Below are 17807 nucleotides of genomic sequence, written 5' to 3'. Positions count from 1 at the left end.
AAAAAACTGCACAAAAAGATAGGAACAACAAAATAAGCACAACAAAAACAGTGGGCATGACACAGCATGTCCGCTCGTTTTTCCATACCTCAATGATGTCGATGCAACTGGGTAATCACCAGCAAGGACTGATCCGATGAAATACGCTTTATTTACTGTATACCTCTTCACAGTACACTTCACTGCACTATGCCACCAAGCCGCAACCGCAGGCACCATCGAACATAGCGCCATGACCTCTTCGCTGCGCCTGGAAGTGGCAGCTGAAAAGCGACCTCCTAACGCACCTTACGATGACGAATATGAAATTGATTTCGACAACGACGAAGCGCGCTGGCTTTCTTTAGGTCAAGAAACCTCAATGAGGTTGAATACGTGGGAGCAAGTTTACCAAGGGGGTATCTCTGGGCAAGGCGATATGGAATACAAAGTCACACTCTACAGCGACCACGTTGGACAGTTAAGCTACCACAGCGATATTGAAGGCATTAGTCAGGGCACCGATATTTTTAACCCGAAAGTCGCTCTATTCGGAGAAATTGGGTTTAATCTGGAGTACTTGTCACGAGAAGGGAATGGTGTGATTGTCTATACCGAAACCACGGAAATACGTTCCGATTCCTCTTCTGCCGACCAACCCAAAACCATCGTGAATACCCGGACAGAACCCCTAAACGCTGGCGGAAATGGCTTATATCACCAGGATTATTTTGAAGTGGCAGACGACTGGCCAAACCAAGCAGCTCACTATATTAGCTTTCAAAAAAGCAGCCCACAGACCACCCTTGAATGGGCAATTCGTGAAAATCACTACCAGTTTGATGGTGAAGAAAACTCGGATCGGTTCCTCAATGCCGAAACCACAATGGTGGGCGGCAGCACCGCATATCGATTGCCAAAAATAGTGCAAAACACACCATTATCTCCTGCTCCTTATCAACAGGTGGGCATTAATAGCGGGATGCTACCCGTCTCACCTGGAGGTGTTTACCGATACTCCGCCAGTTTTCTAAACGAAGCCGGCAGGCTATTTGCCACTGGATTTTTGTCCATTACCGAATTAGGCGCGAAGCATCAATTTCTTAAAGAAACCACATTGCAGACCTATTCAAGCCATCAACTGTTTTCCATGAGCGAGAAAACACACTTTGTCTTGTTATCGGTATTATCAGCCCCCCCCATGATTGACGACATCACATCAGATAAAACCGCACGCTACGTAGACAACGTTCATCTGGAATACAAAGGGTCTATTGAAAATCGTACGAACTATCACTTCAATGCAGAAGACAACAGCCTGCCTTTATTAATGACTGGGGAGTTGAAACAGGCTGGTGAACCGGCGTCTGTCATTCATACGGAGACGGGTTTCGTTTACGCATTTGCGCCCAATGAATACGCTGAAAGTGAATTTCTTGCTGTCGACAGCAGCCAACCCTATTTCTTCAGTGCCCGAGGAAAAACCAATGTTGGTAGCACGTATGGCCATCTGTTTATCGAGTATTACACCCGAGACTTCACCAAAGCACAGGGCCCTTATGCACACTTGCAGTTGGCCAGTGCGTCATCAGCACCAATGGAGTGGGTTACCTATAGTAAGTTGGCTATTCAAAACCAAGAGAAGTTTTATTTCCCACCGGATGTGCGCTACGTAAAATTGACGGTAGGTTCAGACTTATACTCTCAACCAGACAGCGTATTACTGTACGACGATATTCGGTTACAGCAAGCTCAGTAGCTCTCTCGCTCTCGTCTCATATCTACCACATTTCAGGCTTGTTAACGGAGCCTGCCAGCAGAGGCGAATCACCTCAAATTACAGTATAATGATCCTCAAGCCTCGCCATTGGTTGCGAGGCTTTTTCGTTTTACAACATTTTTGACGGCCTTTATCTCGCTATTTTCAATCCCAGGACACAACGTATTATGAGCAGTCGCGGTACCCTTTATACGGTCTCAGCTCCTTCCGGCGCTGGGAAAACCAGCTTAGTAAAAGCCTTGATCGAGGCCGATTCTCAAATCAACGTCTCTGTATCCCATACCACACGCACGCAACGTCCTGGCGAGACCAACGGCGTCAATTACCATTTTGTCAGTAAAGAGGCATTCCTCTCTTTAGTCGAACAAGGCGGTTTCTTAGAAAGCGCCGAAGTGTTTGGCAATCTCTACGGTACAGCTCAATCATGGGTGGAAGACACCCTCAACAGCGGTGTGGATGTCATCTTAGAAATCGACTGGCAAGGCGCTGATCAGATACGCGCTAAAATGCCAGACACCGTGAGTATTTTTATCCTCCCGCCGTCTCGTGAAGCCTTAGAATCACGATTGACCGGACGCGGGCAGGACGGAGCCGACATTATTCAACGCCGCATGGAGCAGGCCATTAATGAAATGACACACTACATCGAAGCCGATTATGTGGTGGTGAATGACGACTTCGGTATTGCATTGCACGATTTACAAGCCATTATTCGTGCCCAGCGTCTCACCTTAGACAACCAGCAAGCTAGGCACTCCCTCCTACTGGAACAATTACTGTCGTAGGCTGGTCGTATTGGTTGTTCCAGTTGCGCAATTTGCGTACACTGGCGCCCTTTTTGAATTTGTGTAATCTTTAAATTACACCTTTGATCATTAAACCATTAAACACTGGAAGACCCATGGCCCGAATTACCGTAGAAGACTGTTTAGATCACGTCGATAACCGTTTTGAATTGGTTATCGTTGGTAGCAAGCGCGCTCGCCAAATCGCGGTGGGCGGAAAAACCCCAATGGTGCCAGAAGAAAACGACAAGCCAACCGTTATTGCCTTGCGCGAAATTGAAGAAGGCTATGTTGATGCGAGCATATTGAATGAGAAGGAAGAAACCGACGATGGCTTTACCGATAGCGAGTTATCAGAACTGACCTCGTAATCTTGTTCTCTTCGCGTGCGCTCTACATTTTAGGGCGCACCATATTCTTTTCTCCTCTTTACTTTTCACTGCTTTACTTTCTACTCCCTTTTTACAGCTCTTTGTTTTTATCCCCCAAGTTTTTACCCTCAAAGTTTTTACCCCCAAACCGCTTCAACCGAACCAATAAACACTTTTCACCATCGACTTATCTACGACACATATAGCCATCAAAACGGCTTTATTGTCCTAAAAATACACACACCCGCTGCGAATGACATAATCCACAGTGGATTATGTAACTCGTCCCTTTTTTGGTGTTCTTATTTCGTTTACTCTCTGTACAAGCCACGTGATAAATAAGGTGTATTTGTGGGAACCATTGAGAAATTAAGCCAGCGACTGTCCACCTATCTTGAACCCGACCAAGTGAACCTTGTCCGACGGTCGTATTTGTACGCTGAACAAGCCCATGAAGGGCAGCGTCGCTCCAGTGGCGAACCCTACGTTACTCACCCCCTCACCGTTGCCCAAATTCTGGCTGAAATGCACATGGATCACCAAAGCCTCATGGCCGCCATGTTGCACGATGTCATCGAAGACACCGCCATTAACAAACCCGCATTACAAAGCCAATTTGGCGAAACCGTTGCCGATTTGGTAGACGGTGTGAGTAAACTGACTCAAATTGAATTTTCTTCCCAAGCCGAAAAAGAAGCGGAAAACTTCCGTAAGATGACTTTGGCCATGGCCAAAGACATTCGCGTTATTTTGGTAAAACTGGCCGACCGTCTTCACAACATGCGCACACTGGGCGCGCTACGCCCAGAGAAAAAGCGCCGCATTGCTCGTCAAACATTGGAAATTTATGCCCCCATTGCTGCACGACTGGGCATGAATGACATGCGCATTGAGTTTGAAGATTTAGGTTTTAACGCATTACATCCATTACGCTCAAGCCGCTTGCAAGCCGCCTTAAATACCGTGCGAGGTAACCGAAAAGAACTCGTTCATACCATTAAAGATGCCATCGAAACTCGCTTGGCTCGTGACGGCATTGTGGCCATTGTGGAAGGCCGCGAAAAACACCTTTACAGCATTTATCAAAAAATGCGCAGCAAGAAGAAGTCGTTCAAAGAAATTATGGACGTCTATGCCTTTCGCATTATCGTCGACCAAGTGGATACCTGTTACCGGGCGCTGGGCTCGATTCACAATTTGTACAAGCCGGTGGTCGGAGAATTTAAAGACTACATCGCCATTCCCAAAGCCAATGGTTATCAGTCGTTACACACCGTCTTGGTGGGCATTCACGGTATGCCCATCGAAGTGCAATTGCGCACCAAAGAAATGGATGAGTTGGCCAACTACGGTATTGCCGCTCATTGGTTGTACAAGGCCAACGACGACGATATTCAAGTGGGGCACAGCCGTGCTCGCAAATGGGTGAAAGGCTTACTGGAAATTCAGCAACAAGCAGGCAACTCGTTAGAATTTATCGAGAACGCCAAAATCGACCTTTTCCCTGATGAAGTCTATGTTTTCACACCCAAAGGAAAAATCGTCGAACTCCCGGCCGGTGCCACGGCGGTCGATTTTGCCTTCGCCGTTCATACCGATATTGGTAATCGCTGTATTGCCTGTCGAATTAATGATCGACTGGCGCCTTTGTCGCAAGCACTACAGAGCGGACAACGCGTTACCATCATTACCTCAGAAGACGCCCAGCCCAACCCGAATTGGCTGAATTTTGTGGTCTCTGGAAAAGCCCGCAGTGCCATTCGTCATTTCTTAAAAAGCCAGCGTCGTCATCAATCTGTGGAATTGGGGCAGCGCATGGTGAACCAAGCACTGAAAAGCGTGAATTTGAGCTTGGAAAAACTGACGGAAGATCAAGCCCAACAGTTGGTCAAAGACTCAGCAGCAAGCTCGATGGAATCGCTACTTGAAGCCGTGGGCATGGGCAATCGCTCGGCGGCGTCTGTGGCGAAATTACTGGCCAGCCAGCACGCGGAAGAAGACAGCCACGAAATGTTTGCCCCGCTGACCATTGACTCCGCTGATGGGTTAATGATCAGTTTCGCACGCTGCTGTCGCCCCATCCCTGGAGATAATATTGCCGCCCACACCAGTGCCGGTAAAGGTTTGGTAGTGCATCAGGAGTCCTGCCGAAACTTATTGGAAATTCGCAATAGTAAACCGGATACGATCAGCCCTATCAGTTGGGCAGAGACCGTCAGTGGAGAATTTTTAGTGAGCATTCGGGTAGAGGTGAAATCCGAGCGCGGCATTATTGCCAGCTTGGCCACTCGAATTTCAGAGCAGGGCGCTGGTATTGAGAAAATTCAGGTGAACGAGCGCGATGCCCACAATATGACGGTTCAGTTGACCGCAGCGGTGAGTAATCGGGTACATTTAGCCAACATTATGCGACGAGTCCGGGTAATGCACTCCGTCATTCGAGTGGCTCGCTCTAAAAATTAAACCAACACAATGAAAAGCGTCACTCAGATTTGCCGTTTAAAAAACGTTGTAGACGCAATAACGGAAAAATAATTATGACCAATAAAGCCATTATCCACACCGACAATGCACCTGCCGCCATTGGTACTTATTCTCAAGCGGTCAAAACCAGTAACACCGTGTATTTATCTGGCCAAATTCCCCTTGTTCCTGAAACCATGACGTTGGTCTCTGAGGATTTCGCCGAACAGGCTCATCAAGTCTTTAAAAATCTCAGTGCTGTAATGGAAGCGTCCGATGGCAGCCTGAAAAACATTGTGAAACTCAATATCTATCTTACCGACTTGGATAATTTCCCCATCGTCAATGAAGTGATGGCTCAGTACTTTTCTGAACCTTACCCGGCCCGTGCCGCCATTGGTATCAACCAATTACCCAAGGGCTCATTGATTGAAGCGGACGGCATTGCGGTTATTTAATTGCGGTTATTTAATTGATATTAATACCAATGAACGACTGACACCCATCTCACACTTCCAGAAACGTTTTCACAATCGGTTGATAACCACTTTGGTAACTCGAATGTATGAATTGATACCCCGAGTCGAGTAAACGTTGGTTACGACAACGCTTGGACGCACGACTGAGTGTCGTGTGTTGCAAGTGCCCTGGGGGCAACCCCATTTCCTTCGCCAACCACTGTTTTACCTCCCACATGGGCGCCGGGGCAGAGTCTGTCCCTAGGTAAAGGCTCTCAGGCGTCTCAAGGGATAACACATGGGCTACCACACCAGCACAATCATCAATATGAATACGATTGGTAAATTGCGGCGGTTCTGGTAACCCACCATCACCGGCCTGTACTTGCTGCAATAATCGAAAACGCCCCGGTCCATAAATGCCTGAGAAACGCACCATCACCGTTTCAAACTCAGAGGATTCCAATAACGCTTCCGCCTCCAGTAGGCGCTTACCCGAAAAGTGCTCAGGCTTCGTTTCACTCGACTCATCCACCCACTCCCCATTTTTTTGCCCATACACACTTGTGCTGGAAACAAACACCACCCGCCGAGGGCACCAACCGGTGGAAGCCAATACCGTTAACATAACCGCAACCGGCTCAACATACCCTTTAGCGTAACCCTCATCAGAGCGCTCCGGCGGTGTGAGCGTAAACACCAAATCGGTATGCTGTGACGGAAAGCGCTCCACAAGAGAATGCCAAATGGCCTTATCCGTTAAATCTCCGCCAATCGGGAGAATGGGGGAAGGAATGTTCTCTGGACGACGACGCACCCCGACAAATTGTTGATAAGGCAATCGATATGAATGTTGTGCAACGAGGCGAGTCGCGATGTCTCCACAACCCAATAAAAGTGCGTATTTTTGCGCCATCAGAGAGCCTCTTTGAACTGGCAATAATGGAATGGACTATTCGCCACTGAAATTTAGCGATATCTTATACAATACAAAATAAATCGATTTGGTAGAATCCATAGCCAAAAACGACATGCTCGATTAGTCTTCCGGGCTCGGGTTTACAAAACCAAGTTTTCAAAACCAGATGTCCAAAACCAGGCTTGCAACATCAGTCTTCCAAAAAGAGCCTACTGACCCATTAGGTAGTGGTCCATGACGCTGACAGAATTGAAGTACATCGTAACGCTGGCCCAAGAACAACATTTCGGTCGTGCCGCCGAAAAGTGTTTTGTCTCCCAGCCCACCTTAAGCATTGCCGTTAAAAAACTTGAAGAAGAACTGGGTGTTGCCTTGTTTGAGCGCTCCAAAACTCGCGTTAAACCCACTCCCCTTGGCGAAACCATCGTCAATCAGGCACAACTGGTGCTTGAGCAAACCTCTGCCATCAAAGACATGGCCACAGCGGGTAAAGATCAACTCAATAGCCCATTACAGGTTGGGGCGATTTTTACCATCGGGCCGTATTTACTGCCGCACTTTATTCCTGAATTGCAACTGCGTGCACCAGACATGCCTTTGTATGTAGAAGAGGGTTATACCGCCACCTTACGACAGCGCCTTCGTAATGGAGAACTGGATGCGATCATTGTCTCATTACCGTTTACCGAAGCCGACGTCGTCACCCAAACGTTGTATGAAGAACCTTTCGTCATTTTAATGCCAAAGACCCACCCACTCGCGGCTTATGAAACCGTCAGCCGTGAACAATTAGACCAGCACAATATTTTACTGTTAGGGGAAGGGCATTGTTTTCGCGATCAAATTTTTGAAGCCTGTCCCAACTTACGCAGCAATCCAGACAACCATCAAAACAGCCGCTCGAAAATACGCACCGCAGCCGAAGGCAGCTCACTGGAAACCTTACGTCATATGGTTGCCTCTGGACTCGGCATTACCATTTTACCGGCATCAGCGGCTACCCATCGGTTCTACAGCAACGACTTACTCACAACACGATCATTTGATATCCACCCACCCACACGCATTGTCGCCTTGGCCTGGCGTGCCAGCTTTCCTCGCCATAAAGCGATTGATATGCTCCGGCAAGCCATCAACCAGTGTCAGATTTTGTAAACGAAACTTTTATGCATGAGCACAACGGTATCCCCCGATAACCCCTATTTAAAACCCGTCACCGAACTTAAGGGCGTAGGCCAACAATTTGCGGCGAAGCTCGCGAAAATGGGGGTGTTTCAACTAAAAGACCTACTCTTCCACCTGCCTCTACGTTACATGGATCGCACCCGCCTTACCCCCATTGCCTCACTGCGCCCAAGTACCTACGCGGTCGTGGAAGGAGAGGTGATGTCTGCTGAGGTAAGCTATGGTCGTCGTCGCAGCTTGCTGTGCCGATTACGCGACGAGTCCGGCATCATCAGCCTCCGATTTTTTCATTTTACCGCCGCGCAGAAACAGCGCTTCACAAAAGGCGCACGCCTTCGGGTATACGGTGAAACCCGACGTGGCGCCAGTGGCTTAGAGTTTTATCACCCTGAAACCGAAACGCTCGAAACACGCAATGGAGCCACACTGGAAAGCACACTCACGCCCGTCTACCCAGCAACCGAAGGCATCACTCAAGCCCGATTGCGAAGTCTGACCGATCAAATCCTTGAGCGGGTAGAGGCTCACCCTGTGGCCGAATTAATTCCAACGGAGCTCTTGGCACCCCTCCAATTTCCGCCGCTCAACGACGCCTTACGATATTTACATCGCCCTCCGGTGGAGGCCAATTCTGATGTGTTAACCACTGGCGACCATGTATTTCAACAACGTTTGGCTTTTGAAGAACTGCTCGCCCACAATTTGAGCCTCTGGCAAGCGCGACTCAAAGCCCGCTCACAAGCCGCTCACCCCTTACCAAATCCAAAGGCCTTGGCCTCGACTTTTCTCGAACAACTGCCTTTCTCACTCACCGGCGCACAACAGCGAGTCTGGGCTGACATCACCCAAGATATGGCACAACCCGAGCCTATGCTGCGTTTAGTGCAAGGGGATGTGGGCAGCGGTAAAACCGTTGTCGCAGCTCTGGCAGCGTTACAAGCCGTGGGTGATGGGCGACAAGCCGCTATCATGGCGCCAACGGAAATTCTGGCAGAACAACATCGCCAACAATTCACAGAATGGTTCGAGCCTCTAGGGATTCAAGTGGGTTGGCTCAGTGGACGACAAAAAACCAAAGAAAGGCAAACCACCTTGGCTCAACTGGCCTCGGGGGAATTACAAGTGGCCATTGGTACTCACGCCCTGTTTCAAGACGCCGTGGTGTTTGCCGACTTAGCCCTCACCGTGATTGACGAACAACATCGTTTTGGCGTACACCAACGTTTGTCATTGCAACACAAAGGGCAAGTGGCCAAGCCCCATCAACTGATCATGACCGCCACCCCCATTCCTCGCACCTTAGCCATGAGCGCCTATGCGGATTTGGATGTCTCTGTGATCGACGAACTCCCTCCCGGTCGCACCCCCGTTGCTACCGCCGTCATCAGCAACGAACGACGAAATGAGGTAATAGCGCGCATCGCCAAAGCCTGCGGCGAGGGGCGCCAAGCCTATTGGGTGTGTACTTTAATTGAAGAGTCTGAAGCCCTCACCGCCGAAGCCGCTGAGCGCACTTGGGAGCAACTGTGCGCACAACTGACCGGCCTACAAGTTGGGCTCGTTCACGGGCGGATGAGCCCGCAAGAAAAAGACGAAGTAATGCAACGATTTGCCGCCGGTGAAACCCATGTTCTAGTGGCCACTACGGTGATTGAAGTGGGAGTGAATGTACCCAACGCCAGCTTGATGATTATCGATAACCCAGAGCGATTGGGACTCGCCCAACTTCACCAATTGCGGGGCCGGGTAGGGAGAGGCAGTATCGAGAGTCATTGCGTATTGCTCTACAGTCCACCACTCTCCAAAACCGGCAAAGAGCGTCTCAAAGTGCTTAGAACCAGCAACGATGGTTTCTACATCGCCGAGCAAGACCTCAAAATTCGCGGCCCCGGAGAAGTCCTCGGCACCCGTCAAACCGGAGATTTGCAATTCAAAATTGCCGACTTACAACAACACGGCCACCTACTCACCTCCGTGAAAAACACCGCACAAATTCTGTGGCAGAAACACCCGCAACAAGCTCAAGCCATCATCGAACGATGGCTTGGGCGCAGTCAGGAATTTGCTCATGTTTAACCGGCGAATCTCAAGGCAAATCGAGCTTTTTAATCGCCCCTAAATAAACCAAAGAGTCACGATCAAATTTCAACCAAATATTGTGGAGTACATAAGCTTCGCTATATTCGTCGTTGAATCTTCGCTGCTGCTCCTCACTCAATGGCATAGAGTATTGATAGAAAATCGCTTCCAAAGTGCTATTTGCAGGGTCGTCAATGCGGGTTATGCGCTCCTTCACTTTTGCCTGAACGTCTTTCCGATTTTGCCCCAAACAAAGCTCTCCGAGACACGCCGCAAGAGGTTTATCAATCAATTTACAGCTTGCGCCCAAAATCTCCTCGGAAATCTCAATAGTTTCAATTTCCCTGTTGGGGTTAAACCCAAATGCCGCATAAACACCATTATTCGAGAGGTAACAATATCCTCTCATTTTTGGGTCCGTGAGAAGACGTGTCTCCTTCGTTGCGGATAACTCAGCAAAGACTTGATCCTGTGTGGTAACGGTTAACTCAAACCCTATATATGAACTAGGTGGCGGGTCCGCAAACAAAGAAAAGGACAGCAGACCAGCCAAAAAACCTAGGGTATATTTTAACGCTTTAGTTGATATTATTTTCAACTGTTAGCACTCCATATTTAAATAAAAATTTATCAGCTCCACTTGTAGAATAAGTTAATGCCTGACTAATTTCGTTTAAAGCTTGAAGAGATGACTGACTTGCATTGCCTGCAAAAACACCTGAAGCGCTTGATGTTTTGCCTACTAATATGCAGCCAATAGTACCATATGCACCTGCAGAGTTATGAACTAATATGCCTGTTCTACCAAAACTGGAACTATCAATAATAGGAATATTTGTATATCGTCTTGTACTTCCCACAGTAAAATTGTAGCTTCCGGCAGGGATGCGTTTTGGAGTATTAGTGCAAACATCGGAATTAAATGCTGGAGTATCTGAATCGGGACCCCCACGCTCAAGGGTATAACCCGTCAACAATACTCCATTTGATCCGCTCAACTCATACTCACCGCTAGTATAATCAATATTGGATTTACAAGTTCCGGAAAAATAATTTCCTTCTATTTTTCTCTCCACAATCATATCTACTCTCGTTACATCTTCAACCGTAGTACAAGCATTATTATTGGAAATTGCACAAAAATTATCGTGCAATACAATTCTCATTAACAAGTCTTGCCAAAAAACTTCAGTTAAATCAAAGTCATCTTCATGTCCAACTAAGGTAATTTCAGCTCCACCGATTTCGACTTCCATTTTCGCATTAATAATGTCAATCAAATTCTCTAATCCATTTTTTTGTTCAAATCCAAAAGCTAATGCACTATGGTTAAAATTCTGATAAAAATCATCATAGATTAAAGTAAGTTCTTGAACGCTAACCAACATTCTCCAAACGCCTTCATTCACATCAAAGAAACAATCAACCCAAATACAGGCATTTAGCTGTATAGACTGATCGAAAGGATCTTCATCACGCTGAACTAGAGTTTGTCCATTACTCGTTAAGCTAAAACCCCAAAACCTCAGATATGAAGCACTCCACCAAGCCAAACTAGCTTCTCCTTCCTCAATGCTATACCATCCGTTTTCGAGTGAAGCATTATTAAAATAAGATTGGTTTTCAATCCAACGATAAGTATCTTCAATAAATGAACGATAATCTTCATCTATTGAACGGATATGTTTTGGTAACTGATTACTTAACGAATCTGTAAATATAATCTGATCATATGAACCGATACCTGCTTCACCAATTCCTTTAATAACAATATCATTGTAACCATCAAAATTTAGATCACTTAGAAGATAAGTAATCCGTGAATCAGCTTTCCATTCGCTTATTTTTTGCCTCTGAAGAGAATCAAAACCTGAAACTAAATCATATCCATCGTTCGAGTTCTGCTGTAGTACAAATTCAGTTATATTTGCAGGAAGAACAATTGGAATTGAAACATCTCCATGCAGGAGAATAATTTGTGGATTTTCTCTAATATAAATATCAACAAGTCCGTCTGAATTTAAATCACCTGTAACGATCTCATAATTTTTTCGTCACACCAATCTCCACACACCACTATTTAATAGTAATAAATATGTAATCATTAAAAATTTTAACTGTACTCAGACAGATAAATACCACTTGTCTGGATTATCAACAATTAAAAATAAAAAGTATATAACACCACTACTGTCCCATAGTTTTCATAGGTCCAAGCTCAAGTTTTTACAGTCATCATCCGTCTGTGGCGGTGGCTTGAACAGTTCAATTATTTGAATAACTCGCGAAGCCGCTGAGCGCACCTGGGAGCAACTGTGCTCACAACTGATCGGCCTACAAGTTGGGCTCGTTCACGGGCGGATGAGCCCGCAAGAAAAAGACGAAGTAATGCAACGATTTGCCGCCGGTGAAACCCATGTTCTAGTGGCCACTACGGTGATTGAAGTGGGGGTGAATGTACCCACAACGCCAGCTTGATGATTATCGACAACCCAGAGCGATTGGGACTCGCCCAACTTCACCAATGGCGGGGCCGAGTAGGGAGAGGCAGTATCGAGAGTCATTGCGTATTGCTCTACAGCCCACCGCTCTCCAAAACCGGCAAAGAGCGTCTCAAAGTGCTTAGAACCAGCAACGATGGTTTCTACATCATCGAGCGTTGGTTTGGTCGCAGCCAAGAATTTGGCATGTTTAACCTTTATCAATAAGAAAATTATTTGATTTGATACTGTTTTCATCGGATAACAGGCAACACTGAAATAAAAACTTATAACAACAAGGTTTAAATGACACTCATACCTTTCTGAGGTCATAATTCATTCGCTGCCGTCTGAAATGATCATTAATTGAGCACACTTTCAACTTTTCATGACAAAACGGCATCCCTTTACAATTAGTCTTACATGTCGTCTACACTACAATGAAGCGAGGTTGTAACGCCTTAACGCTTTTGAGGGCCTATACGTGCACTTTCCTAGCAACATCAGAAAGCACCTGGAATCGAGAGAAGTAGCATTTACCGTGACCAAACTTTCCAAAGAACAAGCCGAAGACCCTAACTTCAGGGATCATTACATGCGCCAAGATGGCGTTGCCCGAGCCGTGCTGTTACAGGATCAGGATGGCAATAAATTGCAGGTGGTCTTACCGGGCAACTGTCTGTTAGACGTACAACGATTGATGCAATTAACCGGAAGACAACTGCAAGCCGTTAAACCCGCCGAAGTTGAACGGTTTCTCACATCCAAAAAACTGGATGGTATTCCCGCCATTCCCAATATCAGTGGTTTAGAAACCATCATCGACACCCGCCTAACCAAGGCCGATGCCATCTTGATGGATACGGGAAAATCGCCTCATCTACTGAAAGTCGAAGCCGATGCATTGCAATCGATGCTCAGTGATAACGCCCAAACACTCGACATTGCCAGCCCCATTGAGGCGCTGGAAACCACGCCCAATAAAGACGATTCCGAAAAAAACATTTTTCAAGCCGTCACCAATTTTACGCAACTGCGCATCAAACGACGCTTGGAAGACACTCTAGAGCTGCCACCATTGCCAGAAACGGCTCAAAAGATAATCAAATTGCGGGTAGACCCCAACGCCGACATCAGCGACCTTTCCGCCATCGTCGAAACAGACCCAAGCTTGGCGGCACAAGTGGTAAGTTGGGCGTCCAGCCCCTATTACTCTGCCCCCGGTAAAATTCGCTCCATCCATGATGCCATCGTGCGGGTATTGGGTTTTGACATGGTGCTTAACTTGGCCCTGGGAATTGCGTTAAGTAAAACCCTAACCATTCCTCGCACCGGCCCCTATGGCTCACCCCCTTATTGGAAATCTGCCGTTTACGCTGCCGCCACGATGGAAGGCTTGGTCACCGCCATGCCTCGCCAAAGTCGCCCCGGCTTTGGGCTGGCCTATCTGTCTGGTCTGCTCCACAACTTTGGCTATCTCATTATTGCTGAAATCTTTCCACCTCATTACCACCAGTTGGTGAATGCCTGGGAATCCAATCCCCATGTCAATCAGCAAATCATCGAAAAACATCATTTAGGTGTTACCCGTGCTGAATTAGCCTCATGGCTGATGGAAGTGTGGAATATGCCTGAAGAAGTGGTGGTAGCATTACGCCATCAAAATAACCCAGCCTACCGAGGTGAGCACAGCGTTTATGCCAATTTGATGTGCTTAACACAAACGCTCTTAAGCCAACGCAGCATCGGCAATATGCCAGCCGAACCTATCGACCGGGAATTGTTGGCAGCCTTACAATTGGACGAAAACAAACTTATCGAAACCATGGAAAACATTATGAATTCAGCCGAAGAGCTGGAAAACATCGCTAAATCACTGGGGGGAGGGGAGTAATCCTCCCTCGCAGTCACAGCCTTTCTATCGCCTTATTCTCAATGGCGTCTTAAATAACCGTCTCTCTACGCGACAAACATAAAACAATGAGAACCGTTCTCGATTTTGGTTTATCTATAGCAAAACTGCCCTAAAAGAGCCTGTTTTTTGAACGATCTTTCCGGTAATTTACCCTGTCTCTGCCACCTTATTTCAGTGGTGAATTTACAGCATTCTAATAATTCACTCTTCGTCTTGGGAAATGACGCCACTCACTTCGTGTGAGTCTTTAACAGTCCGTAAAATGAAATGTAAAAGGATGAACTAATGTTTAGCCAAAAATCTGCTGGAAAAAAGCTTGTCGCAGGCCACCATGGCGGTAAGCACGTTTACATGAGCGATGAGTATCGCGGCATATACGAAGCACTAGTTATCAAAGCCCGTCAAAACAACTATTGGGCCGTTGTTGCTGTGAATGGCCTTAATTCCTTAACCACTGGGACTATCGATAAGAACAATCTTTTCGTTTCTAAAGCCACCTATCAAAATGGAGGTCATGAAGAATATGAAATGATACTACCAGGAATAACAGCTACTACCGAAAAAAGACCAGATGATACTTTTTATATTACCGCTTTGACGGCAAGTCTAGATTATGATGAATTACACGCACAAAATAAAAAGCCTGGGATACACGAAGCTTATTGGGATGGCAGGCAATGGATTGTCCGATCAAAGAAAAGTGGAGAGGTTACAAACGAAAAAGGAAGACTCGTTGCTATTGCAGATACTGATTATTCTAATTCAATGGAATTGAATGATATTGCAGAAGCAGTATACGATCAGGTATCTGAAATGCCAGGCACTACTGGCGACCAATTAAAACGAGATGGCTTTGATATCCATCTTACTCCTCGTCAAGGAAAAACTTTGCGAGGAAATATAAGCTTAAAAGAAGCTCGTCACCCTCTCAACATAACTGATACAATTGAGTCAAGCATGGCCCTCGCAAAAACCATGTATAATTCTAGAAAAATTCCGAGCGTAACTTGGTGCTCTGAAAGACATGGATCCATCGTTCTCACACAAGCTATGAAAGCTTTGGCAGATACAGGATTTAAGTTGGGAAAAGATTCTGGTAATGCCAGTCAGAGTTTCTTTATGGTTTGGCCTTATAGCAATCCAGACGTAGGCGTCGAGCAAGCTTTCAGAATAAAAATGGATGTCGATCGAAAATATAAAAAGGCACATGTTTTAAGCTATGTAGGAAATATGGATGAACTTAAATCCATTAATAGGAGATTAGAAGAAAGAAAGAATGGGCATAGCTATAGCAAACTAAAGGCATGGATGGATCGTTATACGCTGTACAAAACCGGTTATGGCGCAGCGTCTCTCTTAGTAGGAGGAACTACTATCGCCACTGTAGGTGCTATGGCTGGCGCTACCGTTACCGCTATTGCTCCCGCAGTGGGAACTTTTTTAGCAATAGCAGTTCCTGTTATAGTAGCTCAGGAGAAAGCATTAAAAACAGCTGACTCTCTTGTTCAATTTATTTCTCCAGGTTTTCACAAAAAACATATTGGAAATAAAAAATAAGCTATGCGTAATTTAATAAAATATTCTCCTTTTTGTTTTAGAGAGCAAACCTCTCCAATTACCCCTATCGGCCCAGGAATGGAATTTTCCTTTAACAGAACATTTAATCTAGGAGAAAACAAATGCCAAATAAAGCTGCCTCTACATTATGCAAAACATTCATCATATAGTAGATTATGCACTGTCGGCCCTGAGAAAAATGGACAACCATATATTGAATCCAATTCAAATAAACCTTTTGTCAATCATAATTATGCATATCAAAAATGGGGATTCTTTGGGCCTTGGTTTACAGGCGAAATGGCGAGACTCCACTTTAATTTAGATATCTATCAACCAACTAAATTACACGAAAATATTTCATTATTTCACCCAAGGGCATTCGAACATACACTTGCTCATTATTTAGCTGACAAATGGGGAAAGGCTGAAGAAGATGATAAAACTCGAGCTTTATATAAAGGACCGACTAATTGGACCCCATATAGTAATTTCCCCGTTCCATGTGCACGCTTTAACATTGAACCTAATGTTGCGTACACAACTTTAATTCATGAATTGGTTTTCCCAATAAGTAATAATTTTATTTGCAGCATTTGGTTTAGGTTTGGACTCAAGAACATCGAACTACCAGAAAATGAAAAGATATATGATACCGACATATGGAGACTAATAGAGGATATCATTAACTCCATTGATTTCAAGCTCCAAGGAGAATCACTCAAACAATTTGAAGCGGTTAAGGCTCAGTGCCCAGATATGAGTTTAACTAAAGAGTTTGCCCCTCTGAATTTTCCTATGCACCCAGATGATTGGTTAAAACAAACGGGCGCGGCGGCGGATCTCTTAGAGCATTCTGAGGAACAAAATTAATCATTAAACAATGCAGCTCTTCAGCCCAGTTTAATCTGGGCTTTTTATTTAGGGACAATTTTAAAAGGCATTATGAGAAATCTTATTAAATACTCTCCTTTTTGTTTTAGAGAGCACAAAGCACCTGTCACACCCATAGGGCCTGGATACGTATTGGGTTTAAAAGCCGATATCCATTGCATTATTTAATAAAAAGGACTAAACATGTTTCGCAAAAAAACCGCAGGGAACAAGCTCTCTGCCAACCACCCCGGTGGAAAATACGTGCGTATGTCTGATGCACACCGCACTGTTTATGAATCACTGGTAAAAGAAGCCAGCAGAGATCATTCTTGGGCCATCGTAGCCGTCAACGGGCTAAATACCCTAGCGAAAGGCCGCATTGACATCAATGCGTTGTATATCGATTCAACTTCTACCTCAAAAGAAGGATATAAGCTTTACCGTATGGTCTTTCCCGGTGTTAGGGCTACGGTAGAGAAACAAGAAGATAACTATTTTCACATTACTGAATTAGAAGCGGATTTCAATTATTCGGAATTACAACAACGGCGTCAAAAACCTGGCTTATATAAAGCCAGTCGGAATGGACAAGAATGGGATGTTAAATTTGTAAAAGATGGAAAATTACCCAAAGAGCGTAGTAGCACCATAGCGATAGCCAGTTTAAAATACAAAAGTAGCAATGACCTTACTGATATTGCTGAAGCCATTGCCAAGAAAATCAATAACTGTGAAAGAGTCGGTCGTATACCAACCACTTTTTATCTATTGGGAACCTCTATAAATTCGTTTTTTTAGCGCGATAATTTTCTAATTTTTTTCTACCGGAACACTTACCGAAAATAATTATCATTACGCATTTATTTACAAAAATATTGGATAAAAATTCGTTCTTTTGATGATTTTTTCTCCCTATTTGTATATTCCAGACGCACGTTGGCCGCATAGCGTGACAAATCG

The 17807-nt window shown here is 45.5% G+C and carries 14 protein-coding genes and 1 pseudogene; 12 read left to right on the top strand and 3 right to left on the bottom strand.

Features of this window, described 5'->3' with window-relative positions:
- The first annotated feature begins 136 nt into the window (after positions 1-136).
- The 5 genes from LU351_RS04235 (at position 137) to LU351_RS04215 (ending at position 5836) form a co-directional block, all read left to right on the top strand.
- A complete protein-coding gene (locus LU351_RS04235) occupies positions 137-1738 on the top strand; it encodes a hypothetical protein (RefSeq protein WP_232592808.1) in 1602 nt (533 codons plus the stop codon).
- A 188-nt stretch (positions 1739-1926) separates the two neighbouring features.
- Positions 1927-2544, top strand: a complete 618-nt coding sequence (gmk, locus tag LU351_RS04230) for a guanylate kinase (RefSeq protein ID WP_232592807.1) — start codon at positions 1927-1929, stop codon at positions 2542-2544.
- A gap of 116 nt (positions 2545-2660) precedes the next feature.
- Positions 2661-2915 carry a DNA-directed RNA polymerase subunit omega gene (gene rpoZ / locus LU351_RS04225; RefSeq protein WP_232592806.1) on the top strand — a complete coding sequence of 85 codons (255 nt, stop codon included), beginning with the start codon at positions 2661-2663 and terminating at the stop codon, positions 2913-2915.
- A gap of 351 nt (positions 2916-3266) precedes the next feature.
- On the top strand, positions 3267-5378 hold the full coding sequence (locus tag LU351_RS04220; RefSeq protein WP_232592805.1) for a RelA/SpoT family protein: 2112 nt from the start codon (positions 3267-3269) through the stop codon (positions 5376-5378).
- Between the two features lie 74 nt (positions 5379-5452).
- Entirely contained in the window at positions 5453-5836 is a 384-nt protein-coding gene (locus tag LU351_RS04215; protein ID WP_232592804.1) for a RidA family protein, read from the top strand.
- A 49-nt stretch (positions 5837-5885) separates the two neighbouring features.
- Here the strand turns inward: LU351_RS04215 and LU351_RS04210 are convergent, their stop codons facing one another.
- Positions 5886-6752 carry an SDR family oxidoreductase gene (locus LU351_RS04210; protein WP_232592803.1) on the bottom strand — a complete coding sequence of 289 codons (867 nt, stop codon included), beginning with the start codon at positions 6750-6752 and terminating at the stop codon, positions 5886-5888.
- A gap of 237 nt (positions 6753-6989) precedes the next feature.
- Here LU351_RS04210 and LU351_RS04205 point away from each other — a divergent pair, with 237 nt between their 5' ends.
- The gene (locus LU351_RS04205; RefSeq protein ID WP_232592802.1) at positions 6990-7910 is read left to right on the top strand and encodes a hydrogen peroxide-inducible genes activator; all 921 of its coding nucleotides are present in this window, start codon (positions 6990-6992) and stop codon (positions 7908-7910) included.
- A gap of 15 nt (positions 7911-7925) precedes the next feature.
- A complete protein-coding gene (recG, locus tag LU351_RS04200) occupies positions 7926-10016 on the top strand; it encodes an ATP-dependent DNA helicase RecG (protein ID WP_232592801.1) in 2091 nt (696 codons plus the stop codon).
- Positions 10017-10026: 10 nt separating this feature from the next.
- Here the strand turns inward: recG and LU351_RS04195 are convergent, their stop codons facing one another.
- Both LU351_RS04195 and LU351_RS04190 read right to left on the bottom strand, forming a co-directional pair.
- Entirely contained in the window at positions 10027-10617 is a 591-nt protein-coding gene (locus LU351_RS04195) for a hypothetical protein (protein WP_232592800.1), read from the bottom strand.
- Positions 10598-11572, bottom strand: a complete 975-nt coding sequence (locus tag LU351_RS04190; RefSeq protein WP_232592799.1) for a DUF5675 family protein — start codon at positions 11570-11572, stop codon at positions 10598-10600. Before LU351_RS04190 ends, LU351_RS04195 begins: the two co-directional genes overlap by 20 nt.
- A 733-nt stretch (positions 11573-12305) precedes the next feature.
- Here LU351_RS04190 and LU351_RS04185 point away from each other — a divergent pair.
- The 5 genes and pseudogenes from LU351_RS04185 to LU351_RS04165 form a co-directional block, all read left to right on the top strand.
- Positions 12306-12679, top strand: a pseudogene (locus tag LU351_RS04185) (helicase-related protein); the annotation flags it as partial.
- Positions 12680-13040: 361 nt separating this feature from the next.
- On the top strand, positions 13041-14393 hold the full coding sequence (locus LU351_RS04180) for an aminoacyl-tRNA deacylase and HDOD domain-containing protein (protein WP_232592798.1): 1353 nt from the start codon (positions 13041-13043) through the stop codon (positions 14391-14393).
- Positions 14394-14699: 306 nt separating this feature from the next.
- Entirely contained in the window at positions 14700-15971 is a 1272-nt protein-coding gene (locus tag LU351_RS04175; protein ID WP_232592797.1) for a hypothetical protein, read from the top strand.
- Between the two features lie 3 nt (positions 15972-15974).
- On the top strand, positions 15975-16844 hold the full coding sequence (locus LU351_RS04170) for a hypothetical protein (protein ID WP_232592796.1): 870 nt from the start codon (positions 15975-15977) through the stop codon (positions 16842-16844).
- 204 nt (positions 16845-17048) lie between these two features.
- A complete protein-coding gene (locus tag LU351_RS04165) occupies positions 17049-17645 on the top strand; it encodes a hypothetical protein (protein WP_232592795.1) in 597 nt (198 codons plus the stop codon).
- Positions 17646-17807 lie beyond the last annotated feature (162 nt).

It is taken from the genome of Marinibactrum halimedae, from assembly GCF_021234875.1.
In the GTDB taxonomy this organism is placed as follows: Bacteria; Pseudomonadota; Gammaproteobacteria; order Pseudomonadales; family Cellvibrionaceae; genus Marinibactrum; species Marinibactrum halimedae.
Note: the sequence above shows the minus strand (reverse complement) of the source record. Positions and strands in the feature narration are given on the sequence as shown.